This is a genomic window from Gluconacetobacter sacchari, from assembly GCF_014174255.1.
Classification (GTDB): domain Bacteria; phylum Pseudomonadota; class Alphaproteobacteria; order Acetobacterales; family Acetobacteraceae; genus Gluconacetobacter; species Gluconacetobacter sacchari.
This window is the reverse complement of the sequence record NZ_JABEQJ010000023.1, coordinates 1-23,529: the sequence shown is the minus strand read 5'-3', so window position 1 is coordinate 23,529 and position 23,529 is coordinate 1. Positions and strand designations below refer to the sequence as shown.

Below are 23,529 nucleotides of genomic sequence, written 5' to 3'. Positions count from 1 at the left end.
TGCTGTATATGGGAAGCCCACAGAGTGGGCGGCGTGGCAGCTTGCAATGTATCGGGACGTCGATGAACCTATGGTAGGGCTATAGCGTAAACGTAGTGATCATCACTATCGGTCGTGGCCCGCCATTCCGCAACAGAACCAGGTTCGCTACACGATCGGCGCTTCAACCAAGCAAAACCGTCTTGCCGCCGGTAAGGCGCAGCCCCCGCGTCCGGATTTTGCCGAAGCTGTTCCCGTTACCCGGGCCACGTCATCCAGAGGCGGCCCGCACTCGACCGTACTCATGGACCGGCACACTCAGTCACAGAATTTCGATATGGCTCTTGAAGCCGAGCAGGGTCGCGTTTCGCAGGTTGGACTGCGCGTTGGGGTTGAAGTAATATTCGAACACCGGCTGGAACACCACGCCACGACAGACATGGATAGCGTAGTTCACTTCCAGTACCTCGGCATGGCCCTGGATGCCGGTCGCATGGTTCGGCAGGGACTTTCCCACGTCCATCAGGTACCCGTCGGTCAACGACACCCCACGGTCGATTTTGGTATAGGTAAACGCGGCGCCGATCGTATCGAAGGGGCGCGAGGGCCAGAAACCCCGGTCCAGGAAAGCAAGATAGCCCACATAGTTCCGCAGTGACGTATGCGGGTCGTTGTAGGTAATGCCGGTCAGAATCGTGATTCCGGCATCCTTGCCGCCACCTTTCGGGTGATGGATCCGCTGGTCGAACATCACCCAGCTTTCCCACCCCGCGCTATGCATGCGCGGCGCACGGCCACTCAGTGCGTAGGGCCGGCCATCGCTGTCGAACAGGTTGTCGGGCATCGGCTCGTCCAGCGCCGCCGCCCCGACCTTGTAATGTCCTGGCAGCGTGCCGTGCGCGAACACGGGTTCCCATCCCGTTTCGACGGGGATGGTGTAGCCCAGGATGTTGGCCCCGTTGAACTTGAACCCAGTACGGTGCTGGGCGACGGCATAGATGCCGTTTTCCATCGGATAGACGCCGGTCTGGATATAGGTGGAGCGGGTGGGCCGCCCCCGGACGCGAAACCCCCAGGTCGAAGCCGGATAGCCCGGCATGTAGTTCGAATCCGTAATGCCCTTGGGGCGGCCGCACATGCTGCCGTTCATGAAATTGCAGAACAGCGGGCTGGCCGCGAAATCCGATGCCAGCGGAATGCGCCCCGCCGCAATGGCGACGCGGCCGCCGAGCAGAGTCTCCTCGCCATAGGCCAACACCAGATGCACAGCGACGTTGCCGCCACCGCCGTAATCTTCCGACGCGTGATCCAGCCAGTCGCCGAACATGCGGTTGGCGGTGGTGCCGTACCGTCCCACCGTGATGACATGGGTAGCAAAGCCGGTCAGACCCGCCAACTTCTCCCAGTTGATGTCCAGTTCGTTGGCGTATTGCCCCGCATTGCTGGCACCCTGGCGATAATTCCGGAATCCGGGGGTCGGCTGCGTCAGCGCGCCCGCGAATTCGTTGGTGTTGTCGAACAGGAAATTGACACCGCGATCGCGCAGATATTTCGTCAGCCCGAACGGGTTGGGAAACAACGCCTCGGGCTGGGAAAAGGGCGGCACCGATGTCGTCAGCGGCGCCGCCGCCGGCAGCGGTGTGCTGACGCGGATGCTGGGGGCCGAGCCGATATCGTTATCGAGCACCTGCGCGTGTGCAGCGGGGATGCAACGCAGCGGAAGGGCTCCGAGCACGCAGACCGCCAGCCCGCGGAGAAAGGACCGGTCGATGCGCCGGACGGAAAGAAACTGCATTGAGGAGGGAAACTGACCACTGAATCAGGAGGAAAGAGCACGCAACCTATCAGGTTTCAGCATGACTGTCCCCACATTGCCGTATAAACACAAGAAAGTTATCCCGTTTTGTCCGTCCGGGCTCGGCATGCACCTGGCCAAGACCCGCGTCATATATCGGCACGACAGCACCACGTTCTTACGGAACGCGAGGCGTGCGACAGAAGACGCGCCGCGCCATGATCTTGAACGCGGGTTACCGATTGAGGTCGCGGTGCAGGAGATCATCAACATAACCACCGTAGCAGTCAGAGCCAATGAGCAAACTGGGACCGCATGATGCAGCGGCATCTCCGGCAGCAGGTCGACTCCCGCGGTTCCTCAGTCCAATAGCCGTTCGATGCTGACGCCCAGCGTCTTCGCGATCTTCGCGAGCGCCGACGTACTGCCTCGCTTCTTCCCGGCCTCGATTTCATCGACGTAGCTCTGCGACACGCCAGATGCGGCCGCCAGGGCTTTTTGCGTCAGGCCCGCGCGTTCGCGCCAGATGATAAACGCCGACACGTCATCCAACACCATGCGCTGCGTCTCGGCGTCCGTATAGGCATGGGCATGCGCATTGGTCTGTTCGGAGCGGCGAATAGCATCCAGGTCGCTCCTGTCTTCCAGACGATCAAGGATGGCCTCCCAATCCGACCGGTTGAGGGTAATCGTCTCCGGAGTCTCGGAGATGGGTGCAATATGGTTCATTCGTAAATCTCCCCTCTCTTGCCGACCCGGACGACCTCAATGCTTGTCTCGGTCTGGCGATAGATGGCGCGCCAGTCACCTTTCCACAGCCGCCAGTAACCCGGCGCCCCCTGCATCTCGGTCACGAAGGACTGGCGTTGGGGGTGGCGATCGACGACCAGACGAAGCGCCTCCATGATCCGCTTGGCATCGGCCTTGGGCAGGCCCTTGAGGTCGCGGAGCGCGGCTTGGGCTTCAACAGAAGCCGTCCGTCAGATTAAGTACGAACTTCCACACCTGATGCTGGCGCTGCTGATTTACGCCTATACGAACGGCGTCTTCTCATCGCATCGGATCGAACGGGCGACGTATCGTGCCATCGGCATGCGCTTTGTCGCGACGAACCTGCATCCTGACCATGACACGATCGCGACGTTCCGGCGCGGCAACGGCACGGCGATCGAGGCGGCGTTCGTGCATGTGCTCCTGCTGGCACCGCAGGATCACGCGACTGACGCCCGCATGAACGCCGTCGCCTCCGTCATCCATCATCGAAGCAGAGCCCAACCCGACAGCCTGCCAGAGCGCGAGGCCATAATGCCTCCCGCTCCGCTCCAGACGCAGAGCAAAAGTCATCCTTTCCCTCTTCTCAGCCTGGCAGCCAGTCGGTATTGGATGCGTCCCCAGCGCGCCGTTGAGCGGTAAGGCGTACCTGGGTATTAGCCGCTCCATACCCATTATAAGAATTTTTCCTCTGTACAATCTCGAAAAAAAACACGCGGTCGATAGCGCGTGAGAAAATCTGGAAGAACTCGCCCCCCGCCGCGTCGCGGTCATAAAGAATGTTGTATGCGGCAAGACGAGCAACAAATGCATCATCCAGGCCGAAGCGCGCCTGTAAATCGTCATAATAATTTCGCCCGATGCTCAGCGTGGGCAGTCCCGCCCGCTTCATCTGGCCAGCACTGGCGAAAATGTCGTTCGTTCGCAAAGCCAGGTGCTGATAGCCGGAACCGAGGAAATTACGCTCGAACCGCGAGGCGAGCGTACGCGCGCCCAATGCGCCGTTCAGCGTCAGGCGCAGGGAACCATCGTGATTCTCCAAGGCCTGGCTTTGCACGACACCACCTGGGTCGATCAAATCGATCTCCTGGCAGGCACGCAGGTCGAACAATGTTGTCCAGTATAAAAGCCAGGACAGAAATTCGTCATATCGGACGATCGACGCCAGATGATCGAAGCCAAGAATCGGCTCCGTAACCGGAGACGGGTCCACAGCCTCAAGATCAAATTCACGCTGCCACAATCCATCCAGCGCCTCATCATCCAGCAGATAGACGAGACTGCCCCCGACACCGCGGACGGCAGGAATGGCCTGTCGCGAAAGATCATCGGCAAGGTCTTCGAGAATGGACATGCCGAGCGCTTTTCCCCGCAGGGCGGCATCGGCACGGTTCGGCACCCGTACGCCGACGGCGCAAATACCCTGCCCGTGCATCAGGCCGAAACTCCCGGCCATGGACTGGCTCTCGCGATTGATCACCACATGGGTGTTCCCCGCCCCCTGCCACAGTTCGACGGCGCGCTGCCGGTGGCGCCCCACTTTCCGCAGACCGATTGCCTGCAACATTCCGGCCAGGGCGCCCTCGTCATCCTGGACGGCGGAGAATTCCACAAATTCCAGGGCAGCGGCGGAGCGCGGGGGCAATATCGGGGGAGCGCCGGCCAAGCGGGCGGCGTCGTCGCGCAGGGCGATCAGCGACCGCCGGCCATCGACGGCGATGGTCTTGGAAAAGCCGGTACGGAACCGGTCATTGAAAATTTCGAGCGAGAGCGGGCCTTGATAGCCGATCCGCATCAGGGCGGCGACCCATTCCGCCACCGGAAGGCCGCCTTGCAGGGGCATGCACCGGAAATGCCGGCTCCATTGCAGAAGGTCCATGTCCATGACCGGCGCATCGGCCATCTGCACCAGAAAGATAGATCGCGGATCGAGTTCCTCCAGCGACGAGACGGGGATGTTCCGCGACAGGGAATGAAAGCTGTCCAGTACGATGCCGACCGAGGGCAACGCGACCTGGCGCACGATATCCGCGACCACGCGATGGTCGTTGACGTGGCGCCCCCAGGCCAGTGCCTCATAGGCGACACGCAATCCACGGTCCGCCGCGCGTTCTCCCAATTCCCGGAAATCGGCGACGATCCGCCCATGTTCGCCGCTGGCGTCCTCCAGCGTGCTGGAACAGACCAGCAGCAGGTCGGTACCCATCGCCTGCATCAGGTCGAATTTCCGCTGCGCCCGGTCGAAGGCGCGAACCCGCTCCGCGCCCGCCAACCCCTCGAAATCGCGAAAGGGCTGGTAGACGACGTTGCGCAGACCCAGGTCGGCCATCAGCAGGCGCAAATCCACCGCCGATAGATCCGAGGCGACGAAATCGTTCTCGAAGATCTCCGCGGCCTCGAAACCGGCCTCGGCAATCGCCTCCAGCTTTTCGCGCAATGTCCCGCCCAGCGAGACGGTCGCGATCGAATCCAGCATGGTCCGGGTCCTCTTCACTGCATTGTCACCGTCCGAACGCGGGCGAAGACGCCCGCGTGGTCTGGACCCCCAGGCCGACCAGCAGGCGGACCGCGGCCTCGCGCACACGCCGGGCAACCACTTCGGCACCGCGTTCGGCCATCATGCGCTCCATGGGTACCTCAAGGCTTATGGGAATGCCAGGCGGCATTCTCGCAATCAACGCACCCAGCGCCAGCGCGCCGTCTCCGGGAGGCAGGCGTTCCGCCCGCGCTTCCAGCAGGCGGCACGGCAAATCCTCCGCCCCATGGGCCGGCCCATCGCAGAGATGCATGAACGGCAGTACGCCCGCATCCAGCCCGTCCAGATCGGACAGGCGGCTGCCCGAACGATAGAAATGCAGGGCGTCGACCAGTATCCCGCCATTGGCCGGCGCGCCCGCACGGCGGCGGATCGCCAAGGCATCGGCCAGGCTCGGCACTACGGTCCAAGGAAAGAATTCCAGCACCACACCTAGGCCGTATCGACCCGCCAGCGCGCACAGGGCGGCATAGCGGTCGGCCATACGATCAAGGTCGGGGTCATAGGGGGCCGCGATGATACGCGCGGCGCCCAGTTCGGCCCCGGCTGCGCAGAACCGTTCCAGATCGACGACCTCCAGTTCCGGCTCCAGCTTCACGAATTCGATGTCATGCACCCGCGTCCCAGTGTCCCGCAGCGCGGATCGCGTCTCGCGCATCAGCGATGGGTCGTCCATCAGCGGATAGCCGGGGCTGTGCGGCGTGACGCGGATCAGACGCAGCCCCACAGCTTGGTAGCCAGTCCTGGCCGCCACGCGGACCATTTCAGGCGGCGACAGCGTTATCACCGTCAGATGGGCCAGGACAAGATCACGATTCATCAATCAAACTCGCTCAACATGCGGTCACGGTCGGGCGCCACGCCGGTAAAGAGCGCGAAGGCATCGGCCGCTTGAAATACCGCCATGCCAACGCCGCTGACGGTGCGGCAGCCCTTCGCCCGGGCTGCGGCCAGGAGCGGCGTCTCGCACGGGAAATAGATTACTTCCGAAAACCACTGGCTTGCATCAAGAAGATCCGATGAGAAGGGCGATCCGGGATGCGAGTCCATGCCGATTGGCGAGGTCTGCACGATGCCGTCAGCACCCGAGATCACGTCCTCGACACAGCTTGCGGCCGACACGCGGGCTTCGGGGAACAGGCTGCCCAGCCGTTCCGCCAGATCCGCGGCGCGCCGGCTGGCGACATCGAAGATATCGAGTCGCGCCGCACCCATGGACAGCAGCGCATAGGCGACCGCCGCCGCCGCACCACCCGCGCCCACCTGCCCGACCCGGTTCAGCGACACGTCGGGCAGTGTACGGCGGAAATTGGCGGCATAGCCCGACCAATCGGTATTATGCCCGATGCGCCGGCCGCCCTGGAAGACGACGGTATTGACCGCACCGATCGCCAGGGCGGCATCGGACAGTTCGTCCAGCAGCGGGATGACCGCCTGTTTGTATGGATGGGTGACGTTGGTCCCGTTGAAATGGAAACGCTCCATCCAGCGGAGGATGTCGGCCAGCCCGCGGGAATCGCTCTGCCAATTGTCGGTATCGACCAGCCGGTAGACCAGCGGCAGTCCGAGATTGCGAGCCTCGCGCTCGTGCATGGCCGGACTGCGCGATTTGGCGATGCCTTCGCCGATGAGGCCACAAAGCCAGTTCATCACACCCCCCTGTTGATGGAACGCTGGATCACCGACATGGCGAAGACGCAGCCGGCGCAAACCAGGAGCGGTATCGCATAGATCTGAAAGATGATGGACAGGCGGACATGGTGCTGAAGCAGCATGCCGCCCATATACGGGCCGATCACGGCACCGATGCGGCCCACGCCCATCGCCCAACCCATCCCGGTGGCCCGGACCTTGACCGGATAGAGGCCGGCAGCGAGCGGATAATGACCGTTGAACCCGCCCTGGAGGAAAATGCCGATCACGAATGCCACGCCCAGCACCTGCCAGACCGACATCGTGACCGAGCCGAAGATGCTGAGCGCCACCGCCGCGATCAGCAGATAGAGCATGATCGTGCGATGCAGGGTCAGCCGCATGGCGACGATGCCGATGGTCGCACAACCGACAAAGGCGCCGATATTATACAGCGCGCCAGCATAGATGCTGTCCGAGATTTCCAGCCCGGCCTCGACCGCCAGCTTGGGAATCCAGCTGATGATGAAATAGAGCGTCATGAATCCGCAGACGATCGAGGTCCATAACAGGATGGTCCGGAGCGACCGACCCTCGCGGAACAAGCCGCCCACCCCCGCGTTCGCACGCTCGACGGAGGCGACGGCGGGCAGTTCCGTCGTTTGGGACAAGCGTAACCGGCGTTCGATCGCTTGGATGCGACGCAGCGCATCGCGCGGCTGGCGCTGCACGAGGAACGCCATCGACTCCGGCAAGAAGAAGATCAACGGCAGCAACGCGGAGGCCGAAAACAGACCGGCCCCGATCAATAGAACGTTCCAGCTCCGGACATGGATCAGCGGTGCCACGATGAAGCCAGTGATCGTCGCGGCGATGGGATAGCCGCCTTGTAGCATGGCTACCGCGAAATCATGATGTTTCGGCGGCGCGTATTCGGCGGCGAGCGTCGAGATTCCGGCCAGGGCGGCGCCGATGCCCGCCCCCACGCCCAGGCGCAGGACCATGAGTTCGGTCAACGATGTGGCATAGCCGCTGGCGAGCATGCAGACCGACATCAATGCGACCGAAAAGATAATCAGCGGCCGCCGCCCGGTCTTGTCCGAGAACGGGGCAATCACCAATCCGCCGAACGCCATGCCGGCCAGGCCGGAGCTGAATACCAGCCCGAGTTGCTCGGCACTCAGGCCAAGGCTTTTCGAAAGCGTCGGCGCGACATAGGACAGCATCAACACATCGACGCCATCGACCATGTTCACGCCGAAGCATAGCGCGATGATGATGGCGCGCATGATCGTCCAGCCAGCCGGCGCGGCCACGTCTGCGGTGGACAAGGACGAGCCGCCGCTTGCGTCGTGATGTGGCAGCGGCGTGGCCGGCTTTGCCTCGTACAGAATAGAACCAGACATTGCGGACTCCATTGAAGATCCCGGTCGACGACTGCCGGCTCTTCGTTTTCTTGTTATTGTTGGAGCAAACGGCCTACGTGGGAATCGATCGGTACGAGTCCCTTTCCGCGAGCCTATATACGCTCGATGATCGCCGCGATACCCTGCCCGACGCCGATGCACATGGTCACCAGCGCGCGCCGGCCTCCACGCTGTTCCAAACCGTTGACCGCCGTCAGCGACAGGCGCGCGCCCGACATGCCCAGCGGATGGCCCAGCGCGATGGCGCCGCCGTGCGGATTGACCCGCTCGCAATCGTCCGGCAGCCCCAGCGCGCGCAGCACGGCCAGCGACTGGCTGGCGAAGGCCTCATTCAGTTCGACCAGATCGATATCATCCAGAGAAAATCCGGTCTTTTCCAGCACGCGCCGCACCGCTGGAACGGGGCCGATGCCCATGACCGCCGGTTCTACCCCCGCCATCGCCATCGCCACCACCCGCGCCCTGGGCGTCAGGCCGTGGCGCCTGGCCCCGTCCTCACTGGCCAGCAGCAGGCAGGCCGCGCCGTCATTGACGCCGGAGGCATTGCCGGCTGTGACGGTGCCGCCCTCCTTCCGGAATGGGGTTTTCAGCTTTGCCAGCCCTTCCGCAGTGGTTTCGGGACGCGGATGCTCGTCCTCGCTGACCGTGACCTCCGCTCGGCGGGTGCGCACGACCAGTGGCGTGATCTCACGTGCGAAATAGCCGGCCCGGCGCGCACGCTCAACCTTGTGCTGCGAGGCCAGGGCGAACGCATCCTGATCCGCGCGCGAGATCGCGTAGCGAGCGGCGACATTCTCGCCGGTCTCGGGCATGGAATCGCAGCCCCAGGCGTCTCGCAGCGCCGGATTGACGAAACGCCATCCAATGGTGGTGTCATGGATCGCGGCCTCGCGCGAAAAAGCCTCGGTCGCCTTGGCCATCACGAAGGGCGCGCGCGACATGCTCTCGACCCCGCCCGCAAGCATCAGGTCGGCCTCGCCCGCTCGGATCGCGCGGGCGGCCTGACCGACGGCGTCGAGGCCCGAGCCGCACAGCCTGTTGATGGTCGTGCCCGGCGTGCCGACCGGAAAACCTGCCAGCAGCACGGCCATGCGCGCGACATTGCGATTGTCTTCGCCCGCCTGGTTGGCGCACCCCAAGATGCAATCGTCCAGCGCGTCCCAATCGACCTTCGCGTTGCGTTCGCGCAGGACGCGCAGCGGATGGGCCGCCAGGTCGTCGGCGCGGACATCGCGCAACGCCCCGGCGTAGCGCCCGATCGGGCTGCGCGTGAAATCACAGATATAGGCGTCACGCATATTCCGGCACCTCGAACATCAGTTCGACCCCGGTCTGGGCCTGGAGGGCATCACGAGTCAGGCCCGCGACCATTTCCGTCACCACGAAATGCCCATCCCGCACGTCGATGACCGCGAGATTCGTATAGACGCGGTTGACCACCCCCGGCGCCGTCAACGGATAGGCGCAGCGTTCCACCAGCTTCGGCGCGCCGTCGCGCGTCGTGTGTTCGGTAGCCACCCAGACGCGGGGCGTGCCTACCGCCAAATCCATCGCGCCGCCGACCGCCGGCGCGCTGTCCTGGGCCGAGGTCGCCCAATTGGCCAGGTCACCATTCGCCGCGACCTCGAACGCACCCAGCACGCACAGGTCGAGATGGCCACCGCGGATTATCGCGAAACTGTCGGCATGATGGAAGAAGCTGCCGCCCGGATTGAGCGTGACATGCTGCTTGCCGGCATTGATCAGCCACGGATCGATCGCATCCGGCGCCGGTGCCGGGCCGAAGCCCAGAATGCCGTTCTCACTATGCAGGATGACCTCGCGCCCGGCGGGGATCGCGTCGGCCACCAGGGTCGGGATGCCAATGCCGAGATTGACGTACCATCCTTCGGGGATGTCGCGCGCGATCCGCGCGGCGAGGTCCTTGCGGGACAGGGATTTGTAGGCGATCATGATCATGCGGCTCCCGCTTCTGCGATCCGGGCGTTCGCGGTCTCAGGCACGACGACGATACGGTCGACGAAGATGCCGGGTGTGACGATCGCTTCAGAGTCCAGCACACCGGCCGCGACCATGCCGCAGCTCTGCACCACCGTCGTGCGCGCGGCCATCGCCATCACGGCGTTGAAATTGCGGCCGCTTTCGCGATAGATGCAATTGCCCATTCGGTCCGTCCGCCAGGCTTCGACCAGCGCGACATCGGCATGAAGCGCCTGTTCCAGCACATAGGTCCGGCCGTCGAAGACCCGGCTTTCCTTCCCGCGAGCCAAAAGGGTGCCCACCGTCGTCGCGGTATAAAAGCCGGGGATCCCGGCACCGGCCGCGCGAATCCGCTCGGCCAGCGTGCCCTGCGGCACGATTTCCAGTTCCAGCTTGCCCGCGCGGAACAGTTCCTCGAACACTACCGACCCGGCGGAGCGGGGGAAGGAGCAGATGATCTTCCGCACTCGCCCCGCTTCCATCAGCTTCGCCAGCCCTATGCGGCCTGCCCCGGCATTGTTGGCGACGATGGTGAGGTCACGTGCGCCCCGTTCGATCAGCCCTTCGATCAGGGCATCGGGCTGGCCCACGGAGCCGAACCCCCCGACCATCACCACCTGTCCGTCCTCGATGCCGGAAAGTGCGTCCGCGATGTCGCGGACTTCCTTGTTGATCATCGCCCTGTTTCCCGCGCTCTTTCCCGGGCGGCTCGCGGCCTGCGGTCGCGTTGCCCGTTTTGTTCGCTATACGCACACTAGGGCGTATAGCGAACATTATTCAGACCAAACCGACCCCCGAGGGCAAGCGCCGATGCGGCTTCTCCCGATCATGTGATATCTCGAGAATCATTGCGGGATAGCAAAAAATCCAACGTCAGTCTTTGAACAACGTCATACATCTGCGTGCCGGCAGCGGTGCGGCAGCCTCTTTCCCGCGCGGCGGCGACCAGATGCGTGACGGCGGTCCGGGCGACGACGTCGCCGACCAGCAGGGCCGATACACCCGCCGGTTCGGCGCCCGCATCGCGCTGCGCGTGCAAGAATGCCGGCCCGCCGGCTGAGGCCGTGGCACAACAGTTCGGCGATGGCGAATTTATAGGGCCTGACGCGCGGAACAGCCTGCGGCGGAGCCGGTCGATGCGGGCACGTAGCTGCCGAAGGGCGGGCCGGACTGGTTGTTACCGGACATGCGGTCGACCGTCATGCTGCCGATGGCGCAAGACAAGGCGTTCTTTCTTTCAAAAAAGAACGGAGACGCAACCCTATACCTGGGCCGCCATCTCGGCGAGGATCTCCTTCGCGCACCGCACCGCACCGTTGGCTTTCGGGATGCCGGCATACACGGCGACGTGCAACAGCAGTTCGGCGATATCCTCGTCCGAACAGCCAGTATTGCGCGAGGCGCGGATATGCAGCGCGAATTCCTCCTCGCAACCCAGGCCGGCCAGCAGGGCCAGCGTGACGATGGAGCGCGTGCGGCGATCGAACTGCGGGCGGGACCAGACCTGACCCCAGGCGGTGCGGGTGATGAAAGTCTGGAAATAACGGTCGAAATCGGTGATGCGGGTAGTGGACCGATCGACATGGGCCGTGCCGAGGACGGCGCGCCTGACCGCCATTCCGGCCGCATAGAGATCGGGGGGAACGTCGTCCCGCGTGGCGGGAGAGAAAGCGTCGAGCAGCGCGGCGGCGACGGCGTCGGGCTGTTCGACGGTCGGGATGTGCGAGGCCTGGGGCAAGATCACCAGTCGCGACGACGGCACGCTGTCCGCCAGTGCCCGTGCGGTGGCAACGGGGGTGGAAGGGTCATCTTCCCCGACCACGACCAGCGTGGGCACGGCAATGGTGCCGATGCGGGCGCTGAGATCGCAGGCGGCAAGCGCCTCGCAGGCGGCGGCATAGCCCTCGGGGTCGGTACGCAGGAAGATCTGGCGCAGGCCGCGCGCGGCGGGGGTGTCGAGGCCGGCGGGAGTGATCCAGCGGCCCATGACCGCATCGGCCATGCCGGCCAGACCGGCCGCGCGGACCAATGCCGCGCGTTCACGCCACGAGGCCTCGGTCGGGAAGACCGGCGCGGTGTCGATCAGGACCAGCGAGCGGACGCGGGCGGGAGCATGCAGCGCCATCGCCTGCGCGATCAGCCCGCCGATCGACACGCCGGCGACATGCGCGGCCTCGACCCCCAGCGCGTCCAACACTGCGCAGGCGTCGGCGGCCAGGCCCTCGATCGTGTAGGGACCCGGCGTCACGCCGGTCAGCCCGTGCCCGCGCATATCGGGGCGGATGATCCTGAAGCCACCGGACAGGGCACCGACCAGCCCGTCCCAGATGTCGGACGAGGTGCCGAGCGAGTGCAGCAGCAGCAGCGCCGGCGCACCGGGCGGGCCGTCCAGCCGGACATTCACGTTCAGATCCGAAAGTGTCACGAACATCGATCACTCTCCTCCGCGCCAGGCCTGAAGGGCCCGTTCGCAGAAATCCCTTGCGTTTCCAAGATAATGCGCCGGGTCCATCAGCCGCCCGATCTCGTCGGCCGACAGGGCGACGGTGACGCGGCGGTCCTGCTTCAGGACCTGTTCCAGCGGCCGGCCTTCGGCCAGGGCGGTGCGGCTGGCCTCTTCGAGCACATGGTGGGCGTCTTCCTTGCCGATCGAGCGCGCCAGGTCCATGCTCACGGCCTCGGCCATCATCAATCCATGCGTGCGGCCCAGGTCGGCCCGCATCGCCCCGGGGCGGATTTCCGTCCCCTCAACCGTTTCGGCCATTCGCGCGGCGGAGGCGGCGGCGAGGCGCAGCAGGGCGGGCAGGGTCTGCCATTCGGCGTGCCAGCCACCCAGGCCGCGTTCGTGCTCCTGTACCATGGCGGAAAGCAGGGTCGCGACCAGGCCGGGGGCCTGGGTGGCAACCGAGAGCGCAATGGCGCAGCCGACTGGATTGCGCTTATGCGGCATGGTGGAAGATCCGCCCTGCCCCTTGCCGCCCGGCGGCAGCAATTCGACGATTTCGGTCTGCATCATCAACGAAAGGTCGCGGGCCAGCTTGCCCAGCGCGCCGCAGAGCACGCCCAGCGCGCCCCCGCACGCGGCCAGTTCGCCGCGCAGCGTATGCCACGGCAGCGGTGGCAGGCGTAGGTCCAGGCGCGCGGCCACCCGGCGCGCGACATCCAGCCCCTGGCCGGTCAGCGAGGCGAGCGTCCCGGCGGCGCCACCGAATTGCAGGCTGGCGGCGCGCGCGGCGGCGTCATCCACCGCCCTTCGCGCAGCCGCAACCGCCGTCAGCCAGCCGGCGGCCTTGAGCCCCAGCGTAGTGGGCACGGCATGCTGCAACCAGGTCCGGCCCGGCAGCACGGTCGCGGCGTGATCAGCCACGATCCGGGCCAGCGCGGTTTCCAGCCGCAGCAGGTCGATCCGCAACGCGGAAACCGCCGCGCGCAGTTGCAGCACGGTCGCCGTGTCGATCACATCCTGGCTGGTGGCGCCCCAATGGACGTAACGCGCGGCCGCGCCATCCCGCCGCGCCACGATGGCGGTGAAGGCGGCGACGAAGGGGATGGCGATATTGCCTGCCCGGCCGGCGGCCTGCGCGATGGCGGCGATGTCGAAGGCTTTGGGGCTGGCGCATGCGGCGATCATGTCGGCGGCGTCACGGGGCACGATGCCGAGATCGGCCTGCGCCGCCGCCAGCGCAACTTCGAATGCCAGCATAGTCCGCAGCCGCGCGCCATCGTCCAGCGCGACCAGGACAGCAGGCGTGGCGAACATGCCGTCCAGCAGCCTGTCGCCCTCTGGCTCCGCCCCGCCCCCCACCATCGCTCCATCCCCACGCATCGCTTCGTCAGACATCGAAAAACACGGTCTCGTTCTCGCCCTGGATGCGGATATCGAACCGGTAGGCCGGCACACCGTCAACCGCGCCATCACGAACGGCGATCAGCGTCTCGACCCGGGCGGGATCGACCAGGGCCAAAATCGGATCGGTGGCGTTGGCGTCAGATTCCGGGAAATAAAGCCGCGTCACCAGACGCCGCAGCAGCCCACGCCCCAGCAGGCCGACGGCGATATGCGGCGCCTGGGCCATGTTGCCCGGCCCCGGCACCACGCCTGGACGCACGGTGTGAAAGGTGAACATCCCCTCTTCGTCCGTCGGGCAGCGACCGAAGCCGATGAAGGCGGGATCGACCGGGAGGCCGTCGCGCTGGTCGTCGGGATGGGCGTAGCGACCAGCGGCATTGGCCTGCCAGATTTCGACCAGCGCATCGGGGATCGGGGCGCCGTCGGCATCCACCACGCGGCCGCGCACCACGATGCGCTCACCCCGCGCGCCGTCATGCGCCAGGATTCCCCCCCCCTCCCACGGCAGGGCGTAATGGAAGAATGGGCCGACCGTCTGCCACGGGGTCAGCGCCAGGGGGGCGGGAGCAGTCATGTCGTTCACAGCGGATTCTCCATCGGCGTCGCGTCGCGGCCCCTCAGCACAATGTCGAAGACATAGCCGAGTGCCCATTCATTTTCCGTCGTCTCGATATCGAAGCGCGAAACCATGCGCCCGCGCGCCTCGACCGGCACCGCGCCGGCGATCGGATCGATATCGATCAGCGGGTCGCCGGGGAAATACATCTGCGTGATCAGCCGCGTCGCGAACCCGGCCCCGAACAGCGAGAAATGGATATGGGCGGGGCGCCAGGCATTGTAATGGTTGCGCCAGGGATAGGCCCCCGGCTTGATGGTGACGAAGCGATAGCGGCCCTGCTCGTCGGTCACGACCCGTCCCTGGCCGGTGAAGTTCGGGTCCAGCGGGGCGTCGTGCTGGTCTTTCTTGTGGATATAGCGGCCGGCGGCGTTGCATTGCCAGACCTCGACCACCGTATTGGGGACCGGGCGGCCGCGATCGTCGAGAATCCGGCCCGAGACGATGATGCGCTCGCCCAGCGGCTCGCCCTTGCCCTGGCGCGTCATGTCATGGGCCGGCGGGCGCAGCAGGCTGGTGCCGAAATCCACCGGGCCGGTTACCTCGGTAAGGGTCTGCGGAATCCGCACCAGCGGCTGGCGGGGCGAGCGCGCGACCGTGCTCGCGTAACCCGGGAAGAGCGACGGCGGCTCCGACAGGATCTGTGGCGAATATTGGAGCACGTCCATGATTCTTCTTCCTTCTTCTGCTCCCGAACGACCGATGCGTGGTTCGGCCGACAGGCACACAATGGGGCGCATAGCGATCGCGGTCGATGCATAAAGCCGTCCGAACTTGCAGTTTCCGGACAGTTCACGATAATGCGATCCATGAGCGGATCGGACGGGAAAAACGCTGAAAAGAAAAAGGGGGATCAGGACCCGTTCCTGATCCACGACCGGATCGGCCATACCGGCCTGCGGCATTTCCTGGACATCGAACCGCTGGAGCGCCGTTCGCGTCCCGCCAACTGGCGCGTACGCCGGCACAGCCATGCGGCACTCGCCCAGCTTTTTGTGCTGTCGTCAGGGGGCGGTCTCATCGAACTCGACGGCGCCACGCAGGATTTCGCGGCGCCGGGATTCGTCTGGATACCGGCGCGGTCGGTCCATTCACTGGCCTACCACCCGCCCACGCACGGCCGTGTGGTGACGATCGGCCACGGCCACCTGCTGGCCCTGCGGGAGCAGAATCCCGAGGCCGCCGCCTTGCTGGCGGCCCCCCGCGCCGTACCGGCCGACATCGTGGAATTCGACCGCATCTTCACGCTGGCCGACCATCAGCATGGCGTCGAGGACGGCCTGTCGGAGACGGTTCGCGACGCGATGGCCCGGATCGTCCTGGCGACGGCCTGCCGCCTCCTGCGCACGGCCGATGCCCCGCTGCCCGGCCGCCGCGACGCGGCGCTGGTGGCGGCGTTCCGGGCGCTGGTGGAACGCGATTTCACCGCGCGCCCGATGCTGGCGGCCTATCTGGACGCTCTGGGCACCACCGAACGCACCTTGCGGCGGGCCTGCGCCCGCACGGGACAGGAAGCGCCGAAAGAGATCATCCAGGGCCGGATCGCGGCCGAGGCGCGGCGCCTGCTACTGTTTTCCGGTCTCAGCGCCGCCCAGATCGCCGAGCGGCTCGGTTTCAGCGACCATGCCTATTTCTCGCGCTGGTTCCGGGTCCGGGAAGGGATCACGATCCGCGCCTTCCGCGAGGAACGGCAGACGAGCTAGGCGGTGCGCTCTCTTGCCCGGCCTTGCCTTCTCGGGCAGAAAACGAAGATGAACACAGGATCGGTCGGCATCGCGGACGAACCCGCCGAAAGCCGGGATTTCGTCACCGCGCTGGCCCGCGGGCTGGATGTACTGCGGGTGTGCGCCCAGGCGCCCGAGGGGCTGACGCTGGCCGACGTGGCGCGGCAGGTCGACCTGCCGCGTGCCGCCGTGCGCCGCGCGCTGCTGACGCTGGTGACCACGGGTTACCTGGTCCAGTACGGGCGGTTGTTCCAGGTCACGCCGCGTGTTCTCGACCTTTCGGCGCGGATGAAGGACCTGCCACTGCCGCGCCTGGCCCAGCCGATCCTGAACCAGTTGAGCGAGACGCTGAACGAAAGCGCGTCGCTGGCGATCCTGGACGGCCGGGACATCCTGTATATCGCGCGCACCGAAACCCGCCGCATCCTGGCCGTGGATCTCACAGTCGGGGCGCGCCTGCCGGCCTGGTGTACCTCGATGGGGCGGGTGCTGCTGGCCGCTCTGCCCGACACGGAACGCCGGGGCCACATGCCGCCGGTGCTGGACGCCCGCACGCCCAGGACCACAACCGACCTGGCGGCGCTGGGCCGGCTGTTCGCGCAGATCCGACGCGACGGCTATTGCGTGCAGGACCAGGAACTGGAGACCGGCCTGCGATCGGTCGCCGCCCCGGTACGCGGGCCGGACGGCACCGTAGTCGCCGCGCTGAATGTCAGCACACAGGCCGCACGTACCTCGATGCGGGATCTGCGCAAGCTGGTGATCCCGGCGGTGGTCGACGCCGCCACCGCGCTGGGCCATGCCCTGAAAGGGCAGACCCGCGCCTGATGCTAGAACTGCGCCAGCAGGCGGAATCCGGCCACCAGGGCGTTGGGGTAGGTGCGGGTCGCGTCCGGGTGGACGATATATTGCAGGTCCGGCAGCAATTTCAGTCCGCGCGTGATGAAGGCCGTGTAGGTCAGTTCCAGCACCTGGAAATTGGATTGCGGCAGTGTCACGCCGTTCTTCAGGGTCGCATAGCCCAGATCCTGCTGCAATTCCTGGTAGCGGGTGATCTTCTTGTTCACGTTCTGCCATGTCCAGAACAGGGAAATCGCGTCGGTGACCCGGCTGGGGAACATGCCCTGCCCGATAATGCCGACCGTATACTGGCTCTGCCCCTGCAATGAAGCACCCTGATCCCAGCCGGCAAGCCCGAACAGGATCAATCCCTGGTCCTTCGCCGGCCCGAAGCGCGTCACCATCTGGTCGGCTCCGACATACCACGCGCCGCGCTGGTGTTCGACCCGCGCCGGCAGGTGCGAAATCAGGATCGGGGTGCCGTCGACGGAGGTGAACGGATCGGGGTGGTCGGACGTATCGATATAGCCGCCGATCTTGTAATGCCCGGTCAATTTGTCATGCCCCAGCGCGGGCTCCCAGCCCAGTTCGACCGGCACGACATAGCCCAGCGCCTGGAACGAGAAATTGAAGCCGGCCCGGCCGCCCTCGGTCGCCGAGGCCTCGAAGAATCCGGCCTGGGCATACAGGTCTTGGCCGGGATTCAGGCGCGCCGTCACACCCCATTGCGAGAACGGCCAGGAACGCCATTTCGACCCGACGGACAGGGCCGTCGGATGGGCGCAGATCACGTTGCTCACGGCATAGCATCCGAAATATGACGTGCCGTATTTCAGGTTCGCCGGCATGCGCCCGACATCGATTACCAGCTTGCGGTCGAACAGGGCCTCCTCGAAATACATATAGACCAGCTTGTACAGCACGTTGCCACCCACGCCGTAATCCTGCTGCGGCTGGATCAGCCCGGTCTTTTCCAGGTAATCGGTCGCGACGCTGCGCCCGGCCCGCTGGACGCCGAGCATGTGAAAGGACAGGCCCTTGAGGCCGATCAGTTTCTCCAGGTCGAAATCGGTGCCCATGACCACCTGGTGCGAATAATCGAAGCCCGTCCGGCGACCGCCCGCCACGTCGCCCAGCGATTCCGACATATAGGTCAGGGTGAAATTGAAACCGGCCCTCGACAGCCGTTCCCGCCAGCCGCCGAGCGAGCCGAGCAGACGATCGTTCTTGGGCACCACGCGGACTTCGGTCCAGGAGGACCCCAGCGCCGAGGCGTTGACGCCGGTATTGATCCGCTCCTGCGTCGTGGTGGCGGCGTTATCCAACGCCAGCGCCTTTGCGTTCCACGGGGGGCTGGCCCTGGCCGAGTCGGTGGCTGCCGCCACCTGCACGGGCTGCGACGAACGCGCTGCCCGAATGGGTGGATGCGGCGCCTTCCTGCCACGCGGGTGACGAGGAACGGCCCGGATATGCCCCAGAGCGGCCGTGTCCGTGGCCTGCGGGACCCTGTCTGCGGCGGCCGCCACGTCATGGGCCTGGAATCCAAGACAACAGAGGACAACGCCGAACAGCGCCGCCCGTGACAAGCGGGGAAATGACATCGGAAGAAACCATTTCTACAAGACGGAACAATCCTGCCTGACCGGATCCATGCGTGGACCCGGCTAGGGAAACCGGCGCAGGCGGCAACGCCGCCCACCATCGTCCGAAAAGAGAGGTCCCTTTTTTATTCCATGGTTTTTCATCATGACGCTTCTATCGACGTTCTTGTCGTTGGATCGCATCGCCACCTTCATGCCCCCTGGGGGCATCGAAAATGGAAACATTGTGCGACCTGATTCATTGTTACCGGAAACATTTTCCATTATTAAAGTCAACAGATCGTCAACCCATGGGCCTGGAACAGACAGATGAGCCGCAAACCCACCACCGCCTCCGCCGTCGGCAAGGAGGCGAAAGCGACGCCTTCGGGGGTCATGGAACGCACGCTCGCAATCATCGAACTGCTCTCGCGCCATGCGGAGGGCCTGCCGATCTCCTCGATCAGTTCCGACCTCGGGATTCCGCTCAGCGCCGCCCATCGCCTGGCCTCCGAGCTTCAGGTCCTGGGCTATGTCCAGCAGGAAGGCGGCTCGGGCGGGCGGTACCGGCTGACGATGAAGCCGGTTTCGATCGCCTTCACCTTCCTGGCCTCCTGCGGGATCACCGACCTGGCCCAGCCGCTGCTCGACCGGCTGGCGGCGGAGAGCGGCGAGTTGGTGCGCCTTGCGGTGCCCGACGGGCAGAAGCTGAACTGGATCGCCAGGGCGCAGGGCAGCCGCAGCGGGCTGAAATACGACCCGGAGATGGGCCAGGTTGCACATCTGTCCTCCACCGCCACCGGCATCGCCTGGCTGGCCGCCATGCCCGACGGCGTTGCGATCAAGCTGGCGCAGGAACAGGGCTATGGCAGCGTGGAGGAGGGCTACGGCCCCAACGTGCCGCAGGACGACAAGCAACTGCTGGCCATGCTGCGCCTGACGCGCAAACGGGGGTTCAGCCTGACCATCGCGACCTTCACTCCCTGGATGACGGCACTGGCCTGCGTCATCCGCGCCCGCTCCACCAACGAGTTGCTGGGCACGCTGAGCATCGCCGGACCCACGATGCGCATCCCCGAATCCCGCGCAATGGAACTCGGCGCGATACTGCGCGAAACCGCGCGCGAACTCGGAGACATGCAGATCGTGCCGAAGGAGGTCGCACGCCCTCCGCAGAGCGGCGCTGTCTGAACGCGCACACGCCCCACCATTCCCCTGCCGAAAACCGTGACAATAAGAGGTCGAATCATGCCCGAGTCACCCCATCCGCGATCGCGCCCGCCATCACCACGACCGATCTGTAGGTGATCGGCGCCAGAGCCGGCGGCATGATTACGGCGCTGTTTGTGAAACGTCGAAGCCTCGACAGCATCGGCGACGAGGCGTCGAGCAAGGGCATCCCACAGGCCCTGCCAGCCGCGATCGCGGACCTGCAATCGGGCGAGATGTCCTATCCGCGCCAAGCATGCTGGCGCCCCCCCGGAAGCCAATTGAAAGTCATACCCATGTCTGTTGCCGAAGCACGCGTCGAACAGTGCGATCTCCTCGTCATCGGGTCCGGGGCGGCCGGACTGTGTGCCGCAGTCACCGCGGCGCATCGCGGCCTGAAGGTCGTCGTCGCAGAAAAGGAGCCGGTGCTGGGCGGCACGACGGCGTGGTCCGGCGGGTGGATGTGGGTACCCTGCACGCAATACGCGCGCCGCGACGGCAACGAGGAGGGGCTGGACGGCCCCGAGACCTATCTGCGCCATGAACTCCGCGACCGCTTCGACGCAAGCCGAGTCCGCGCGATGCTGAAAGCCGGGCCGGAGATGATCGATTTCCTGGACCGCGAGACGGACGTCACCTTCCAGTCGGGCACCTGGATCTGCGACATCCATGGGCGCACGCCTGGCGCCGGCACCGGCGCGCGCTCTATCGTCGCGGCGCCGTTCGACGGGCGGAAGCTGGGCGACCTGTGGCCGCTCCTGCGGCGCCCGATGCGCGAGACGACGCTGAACGGCATGGGCATCCAGGCCGGACCGGACCTGCGTGCGTTCCTCAATGCCACCCGCTCGCCCAGGGCCTGCCTGCATGCGCTGTCACGCCTCGGCCGCCATACGCTGGATCTGCTGCGCTATGGGCGGGGGACGCATCTGGTCAACGGCAACGCGCTGATCGCTCGCCTGATGCTGTCGGCCAGCAAGGCCGGGGTGCGCTTACTGCCCGCCAGCCCGGCGCGGGAACTGGTCGTGGAACAGGGACGAGTCGCGGGCGCGGTACTGGAAAGGGCACAGGGCAATCTGACCGTCAGGGCCCGTGCCGGCGTGGTGCTGGCGACCGGCGGGTTTCCGCATGATGTAGCCCGCCGCAAGGCGCTGTTCCCGCATACACCGACCGGGCGGGAACATTGGACGGTCGCCGCCCCCGGCACCACGGGCGACGGGCTGTCGCTGGCGGAATCGGTCGGGGCGGCCATCGACCTGTCCGTGGCATCGCCAGCGGCATGGTGCCCGGTCTCGTTAGTACCGTTCCCCGATGGCACGACGGGGCATTATCCGCATATCATCGAGCGGGCAAAGCCGGGGATCATCGCGGTACGCGCCAACGGCCGGCGCTTCGTAAACGAGGCCGACGGCTATTACGATTACGTCACCGCCCTGTTTCGAACGCTGGAACCGGGCGAGGCGCCGGTATCGTGGCTGATCTGCACGCGCGCCTTCCAGCGCCGCTGGGGTCTGGGCTATTCACGGCCAGCGCCATTCCCGCTGCGTCCTTTCATCCGCTCGGGATATATTGTCGAAGGCACCACGCTGCGCGAACTGGCGGCCAGATGCGGCATTTCCCCCGAAGGGATGGAAGAGACGGTGCGCGCCTACAACAAGGACGCACGCCACGGCGAGGACCCCGCGTTCGGCCGCGGCTCCACTGCCTTCAACCGCTCGGGCGGCGATGCCCGGCAGACACCGAACCCTTGTGTCGCGCCGATCGAAAAGGGTCCCTATCTGGCCTTGCGCGTCCTACCCGGCAGTTTCGGCACCTTCGCCGGCATCCGTGCGGATCAACGGGCGCGGGCGCTGGACAATGACGGACAGCCGATCCCGGGCCTGTGGGTCGCAGGTTCGGACCAGGCCAGCGTGATGGGAGGATTCTATCCGTCGGGCGGCATCAATTTGGGGCCGGCCATGATTTACGGCTACATCGCGGGCTTTGACGCGAGCAAGCTGCTGGATGTCAATCGGCATTGAAATTTGCCCCCCAATCGGCATCTAAAAATGACCCCTTGGAATTGAGGCCGGGCTTCTCCCTGGAGCCGTAGGCGCAAGGGAGAAGCCCGGTCTCGATCGTCCGTTCTTGTCGAGGGCAGGTCAGGAGCGGTTCTTGAACCGCCAGCTTTCGTTGCCGGTCTCGACGATGTCGCAATGATGGGTCAGACGGTCGAGCAGAGCCGTGGTCATCTTGGCGTCGGCGAACACGCTGGCCCACTCTCCAAAGGAGAGGTTGGTTGTCACGATCACCGAGGTCTGTTCGTAAAGGCGACTGATCATATGGAACAGAAGTTGGCCGCCGGATTGGGCAAACGGGAGGTAACCGAGTTCATCGAGGATCACGAAGTCCAGGCGTCCGAGATGCTTGGCCATACGGCCGGCCCTACCGGCCCGGCTAAACCAGCGGCGTCCCATAAGGCTGTGACGGTTCTTGCTGCCTTGGCGCGTAAAAGGGCCTTGAGCTTGGCGAATGCCATTTCGATCGGGTTGAAATCCGGACTGTAGGGAGGGAGGAACATCATCTGTGCCCCCGCTTGTTCGATGGCCTTTCGTGCTCCCGGCACCTTGTGGGCGGGCAGATTGTCCAGCACGACGATATCGCCCGGGCTCAGCGTCGGCACGAGAACCTGTTCGACATAGGCTTGAAAAATCTCGCCGTTCATGGCGCCATCATGCACGAAGGGTGCGGTCATGCCCGTGAGGCGCAGGCCGGCGGTGAAAGTCGTGGTTTTCCAATGACCATGAGGAACGCCGGCCCGACAGCGTTCTCCGCATAAAGCGCGACCACGCAGGCGGGCCATCTTCGTGGAGAGACTGGTTTCATCAATGAAGACCAGGCGGTGCGGATCAAGGTCAGGCTGGCCGTCGAACCAGTCCTGCCGGCATTTCAGGACATCTTCGCGTTCCTGCTCCAATGCATGGGCGGTCTTTTTTTGAATGTCCACTCACGCTGCCGCAGCCATCGGCTGAGCATGCTGCGGCCGATCCCGACGGACAGTTCACCCTTCAGATGGGCCACCATCTCGTTGAGCGTGATATCTTTCTGCGCTTCGATCATGCCGACGATAAAGGCTTCATGCCCGTCCAGCCGCGAACCGCGCGGCTTGCCTTGGCGGCGCGCTGTCCGCTCGCCGTTCTCGCGCTCACGCCGAAGCCATCGGATCGCCGTCGAAATCCCGACCCCAAACCGCTTCGCCACTGAACGGGCCGATCCACCCGCTGCTCCGGCTTCCAGAACCCGCGCCCGAAGATCGTCACTCAATGCTCGCGCCATCACCATCTCCATCCATGAAAATGGTGAATCACAATCCACGCCCCGCGTCACCCCATGCGATTCATAATTCAGTGGATTTGCTCTAGCAGCCTGTCGGATTGGGCATTTGGGGGCTGATAACGCCGCGGCTGAGCGGGCTTATGCTGCCTGAAGCCGCGCCATTCTTCTGCAGTTGTATGCGAGTGCGACGAGTGTCCATTCAGTTGTGACTTTTGCAAGGCCACGCAGGCTGAATCTCCTGAAACCCATGACACTTTTGATAATTCCAAAGACCGGTT

General features: G+C 65.1%; 21 protein-coding genes and 3 pseudogenes. 5 read left to right on the top strand and 19 right to left on the bottom strand.

The window, feature by feature from the left end:
* Positions 1-301: 301 nt before the first annotated feature.
* From HLH48_RS15930 to HLH48_RS15920, 3 genes and pseudogenes are all read right to left on the bottom strand, one after another.
* The gene (locus HLH48_RS15930) at positions 302-1,774 is read right to left on the bottom strand and encodes a carbohydrate porin (protein ID WP_182998475.1); all 1,473 of its coding nucleotides are present in this window, start codon (positions 1,772-1,774) and stop codon (positions 302-304) included.
* Between the two features lie 360 nt (positions 1,775-2,134).
* Positions 2,135-2,503 carry a helix-turn-helix domain-containing protein gene (locus HLH48_RS15925; protein ID WP_182998474.1) on the bottom strand — a complete coding sequence of 123 codons (369 nt, stop codon included), beginning with the start codon at positions 2,501-2,503 and terminating at the stop codon, positions 2,135-2,137.
* Positions 2,500-2,721 (bottom strand): annotated as a pseudogene (locus HLH48_RS15920) (type II toxin-antitoxin system RelE family toxin); the annotation flags it as partial. The pseudogene HLH48_RS15920 and the gene HLH48_RS15925, both read right to left, overlap by 4 nt.
* Before the next feature lie 52 nt (positions 2,722-2,773).
* Between HLH48_RS15920 and HLH48_RS15915 the strand changes: the two are divergent.
* Positions 2,774-2,977: pseudogene (locus HLH48_RS15915) on the top strand (transposase); the annotation flags it as partial.
* A gap of 154 nt (positions 2,978-3,131) precedes the next feature.
* Here HLH48_RS15915 and HLH48_RS15910 read toward each other — a convergent pair.
* The 12 genes from HLH48_RS15910 to pcaH form a co-directional block, all read right to left on the bottom strand.
* Positions 3,132-5,021 carry a bifunctional sugar phosphate isomerase/epimerase/4-hydroxyphenylpyruvate dioxygenase family protein gene (locus HLH48_RS15910; protein ID WP_182998473.1) on the bottom strand — a complete coding sequence of 630 codons (1,890 nt, stop codon included), beginning with the start codon at positions 5,019-5,021 and terminating at the stop codon, positions 3,132-3,134.
* A 25-nt stretch (positions 5,022-5,046) separates the two neighbouring features.
* Positions 5,047-5,901, bottom strand: coding sequence for a sugar phosphate isomerase/epimerase family protein (locus HLH48_RS15905; protein ID WP_182998472.1), 855 nt, complete (start codon positions 5,899-5,901; stop codon positions 5,047-5,049).
* On the bottom strand, positions 5,901-6,731 hold the full coding sequence (locus HLH48_RS15900) for a shikimate dehydrogenase (protein WP_182998471.1): 831 nt from the start codon (positions 6,729-6,731) through the stop codon (positions 5,901-5,903). The genes HLH48_RS15905 and HLH48_RS15900 overlap by 1 nt, the downstream gene beginning before the upstream one ends.
* On the bottom strand, positions 6,731-8,119 hold the full coding sequence (locus HLH48_RS15895) for an MFS transporter (protein ID WP_182998470.1): 1,389 nt from the start codon (positions 8,117-8,119) through the stop codon (positions 6,731-6,733). Before HLH48_RS15895 ends, HLH48_RS15900 begins: the two co-directional genes overlap by 1 nt.
* A gap of 113 nt (positions 8,120-8,232) precedes the next feature.
* Positions 8,233-9,438: a 3-oxoadipyl-CoA thiolase gene (gene pcaF, locus HLH48_RS15890; protein WP_182998469.1), complete on the bottom strand. Its 1,206-nt coding sequence runs from the start codon at positions 9,436-9,438 to the stop codon at positions 8,233-8,235.
* On the bottom strand, positions 9,431-10,099 hold the full coding sequence (locus tag HLH48_RS15885) for a 3-oxoacid CoA-transferase subunit B (RefSeq protein ID WP_182998468.1): 669 nt from the start codon (positions 10,097-10,099) through the stop codon (positions 9,431-9,433). The genes pcaF and HLH48_RS15885 overlap by 8 nt, the downstream gene beginning before the upstream one ends.
* Positions 10,096-10,797, bottom strand: coding sequence for a 3-oxoacid CoA-transferase subunit A (locus tag HLH48_RS15880; protein WP_182998467.1), 702 nt, complete (start codon positions 10,795-10,797; stop codon positions 10,096-10,098). Before HLH48_RS15880 ends, HLH48_RS15885 begins: the two co-directional genes overlap by 4 nt.
* Before the next feature lie 149 nt (positions 10,798-10,946).
* Positions 10,947-11,159: a hypothetical protein gene (locus HLH48_RS15875; protein ID WP_182998466.1), complete on the bottom strand. Its 213-nt coding sequence runs from the start codon at positions 11,157-11,159 to the stop codon at positions 10,947-10,949.
* A gap of 222 nt (positions 11,160-11,381) precedes the next feature.
* Positions 11,382-12,551, bottom strand: coding sequence for a bifunctional 3-oxoadipate enol-lactonase/4-carboxymuconolactone decarboxylase PcaDC (gene pcaDC / locus HLH48_RS15870; protein WP_182998465.1), 1,170 nt, complete (start codon positions 12,549-12,551; stop codon positions 11,382-11,384).
* Positions 12,552-12,554: 3 nt separating this feature from the next.
* Positions 12,555-13,961 (bottom strand): 3-carboxy-cis,cis-muconate cycloisomerase, encoded by a 1,407-nt coding sequence (gene pcaB / locus HLH48_RS15865; protein WP_220795155.1) that lies wholly within the window; start codon positions 13,959-13,961, stop codon positions 12,555-12,557.
* A complete protein-coding gene (pcaG, locus tag HLH48_RS15860) occupies positions 13,954-14,544 on the bottom strand; it encodes a protocatechuate 3,4-dioxygenase subunit alpha (RefSeq protein ID WP_182998514.1) in 591 nt (196 codons plus the stop codon). The genes pcaB and pcaG overlap by 8 nt, the downstream gene beginning before the upstream one ends.
* Before the next feature lie 5 nt (positions 14,545-14,549).
* The gene (gene pcaH, locus HLH48_RS15855) at positions 14,550-15,254 is read right to left on the bottom strand and encodes a protocatechuate 3,4-dioxygenase subunit beta (protein ID WP_182998464.1); all 705 of its coding nucleotides are present in this window, start codon (positions 15,252-15,254) and stop codon (positions 14,550-14,552) included.
* Positions 15,255-15,395: 141 nt separating this feature from the next.
* Between pcaH and HLH48_RS15850 the strand changes: the two genes are divergently transcribed.
* Complete coding sequence (locus HLH48_RS15850; protein WP_182998463.1) at positions 15,396-16,289, top strand: AraC family transcriptional regulator; 894 nt, start codon at positions 15,396-15,398, stop codon at positions 16,287-16,289.
* Between the two features lie 48 nt (positions 16,290-16,337).
* Entirely contained in the window at positions 16,338-17,138 is an 801-nt protein-coding gene (locus tag HLH48_RS15845; RefSeq protein ID WP_182998462.1) for an IclR family transcriptional regulator domain-containing protein, read from the top strand.
* A gap of 2 nt (positions 17,139-17,140) precedes the next feature.
* On the opposite strand, the gene HLH48_RS15840 is transcribed toward HLH48_RS15845, so the two are convergent.
* Complete coding sequence (locus HLH48_RS15840; protein ID WP_182998461.1) at positions 17,141-18,535, bottom strand: carbohydrate porin; 1,395 nt, start codon at positions 18,533-18,535, stop codon at positions 17,141-17,143.
* A gap of 525 nt (positions 18,536-19,060) precedes the next feature.
* Between HLH48_RS15840 and HLH48_RS15835 the strand changes: the two genes are divergently transcribed.
* Entirely contained in the window at positions 19,061-19,921 is an 861-nt protein-coding gene (locus HLH48_RS15835; protein ID WP_182998460.1) for an IclR family transcriptional regulator, read from the top strand.
* 113 nt (positions 19,922-20,034) lie between these two features.
* Positions 20,035-21,957, top strand: coding sequence for an FAD-dependent oxidoreductase (locus tag HLH48_RS15830; RefSeq protein WP_343065430.1), 1,923 nt, complete (start codon positions 20,035-20,037; stop codon positions 21,955-21,957).
* Between the two features lie 120 nt (positions 21,958-22,077).
* Here HLH48_RS15830 and HLH48_RS15825 read toward each other — a convergent pair.
* The 3 genes and pseudogenes from HLH48_RS15825 to HLH48_RS15815 all read right to left on the bottom strand — a co-directional run.
* Positions 22,078-22,374, bottom strand: a pseudogene (locus tag HLH48_RS15825) (ATP-binding protein); the annotation flags it as partial.
* A protein-coding gene (locus HLH48_RS15820; protein WP_182998459.1) for an IS630 family transposase occupies positions 22,317-23,251 on the bottom strand; the annotation gives its coding sequence in 2 pieces (ribosomal slippage) (positions 22,317-22,912 and positions 22,912-23,251; 936 coding nt in all). The gene HLH48_RS15820 and the pseudogene HLH48_RS15825, both read right to left, overlap by 58 nt.
* Positions 23,252-23,389: 138 nt before the next feature.
* Positions 23,390-23,529 (bottom strand): transposase (locus HLH48_RS15815; protein ID WP_182998458.1); only part of this gene is annotated, 140 nt, incomplete at its 5' end.

Coding starts and splice junctions, on each gene's coding strand:
- HLH48_RS15930 (WP_182998475.1), bottom strand. CDS start 1,774: ATGCAGTTTCTTTCCGTCCGGCGCATCGACCGGTCCTTTCTCCGCGGG.
- HLH48_RS15925 (WP_182998474.1), bottom strand. CDS start 2,503: ATGAACCATATTGCACCCATCTCCGAGACTCCGGAGACGATTACCCTC.
- HLH48_RS15910 (WP_182998473.1), bottom strand. CDS start 5,021: ATGCTGGATTCGATCGCGACCGTCTCGCTGGGCGGGACATTGCGCGAA.
- HLH48_RS15905 (WP_182998472.1), bottom strand. CDS start 5,901: ATGAATCGTGATCTTGTCCTGGCCCATCTGACGGTGATAACGCTGTCG.
- HLH48_RS15900 (WP_182998471.1), bottom strand. CDS start 6,731: ATGAACTGGCTTTGTGGCCTCATCGGCGAAGGCATCGCCAAATCGCGC.
- HLH48_RS15895 (WP_182998470.1), bottom strand. CDS start 8,119: ATGTCTGGTTCTATTCTGTACGAGGCAAAGCCGGCCACGCCGCTGCCA.
- pcaF (WP_182998469.1), bottom strand. CDS start 9,438: ATGCGTGACGCCTATATCTGTGATTTCACGCGCAGCCCGATCGGGCGC.
- HLH48_RS15885 (WP_182998468.1), bottom strand. CDS start 10,099: ATGATCATGATCGCCTACAAATCCCTGTCCCGCAAGGACCTCGCCGCG.
- HLH48_RS15880 (WP_182998467.1), bottom strand. CDS start 10,797: ATGATCAACAAGGAAGTCCGCGACATCGCGGACGCACTTTCCGGCATC.
- pcaDC (WP_182998465.1), bottom strand. CDS start 12,551: ATGTTCGTGACACTTTCGGATCTGAACGTGAATGTCCGGCTGGACGGC.
- pcaB (WP_220795155.1), bottom strand. CDS start 13,961: ATGTCTGACGAAGCGATGCGTGGGGATGGAGCGATGGTGGGGGGCGGG.
- pcaG (WP_182998514.1), bottom strand. CDS start 14,544: ATGACTGCTCCCGCCCCCCTGGCGCTGACCCCGTGGCAGACGGTCGGC.
- pcaH (WP_182998464.1), bottom strand. CDS start 15,254: ATGGACGTGCTCCAATATTCGCCACAGATCCTGTCGGAGCCGCCGTCG.
- HLH48_RS15850 (WP_182998463.1), top strand. CDS start 15,396: ATGAGCGGATCGGACGGGAAAAACGCTGAAAAGAAAAAGGGGGATCAG.
- HLH48_RS15845 (WP_182998462.1), top strand. CDS start 16,338: ATGAACACAGGATCGGTCGGCATCGCGGACGAACCCGCCGAAAGCCGG.
- HLH48_RS15835 (WP_182998460.1), top strand. CDS start 19,061: ATGAGCCGCAAACCCACCACCGCCTCCGCCGTCGGCAAGGAGGCGAAA.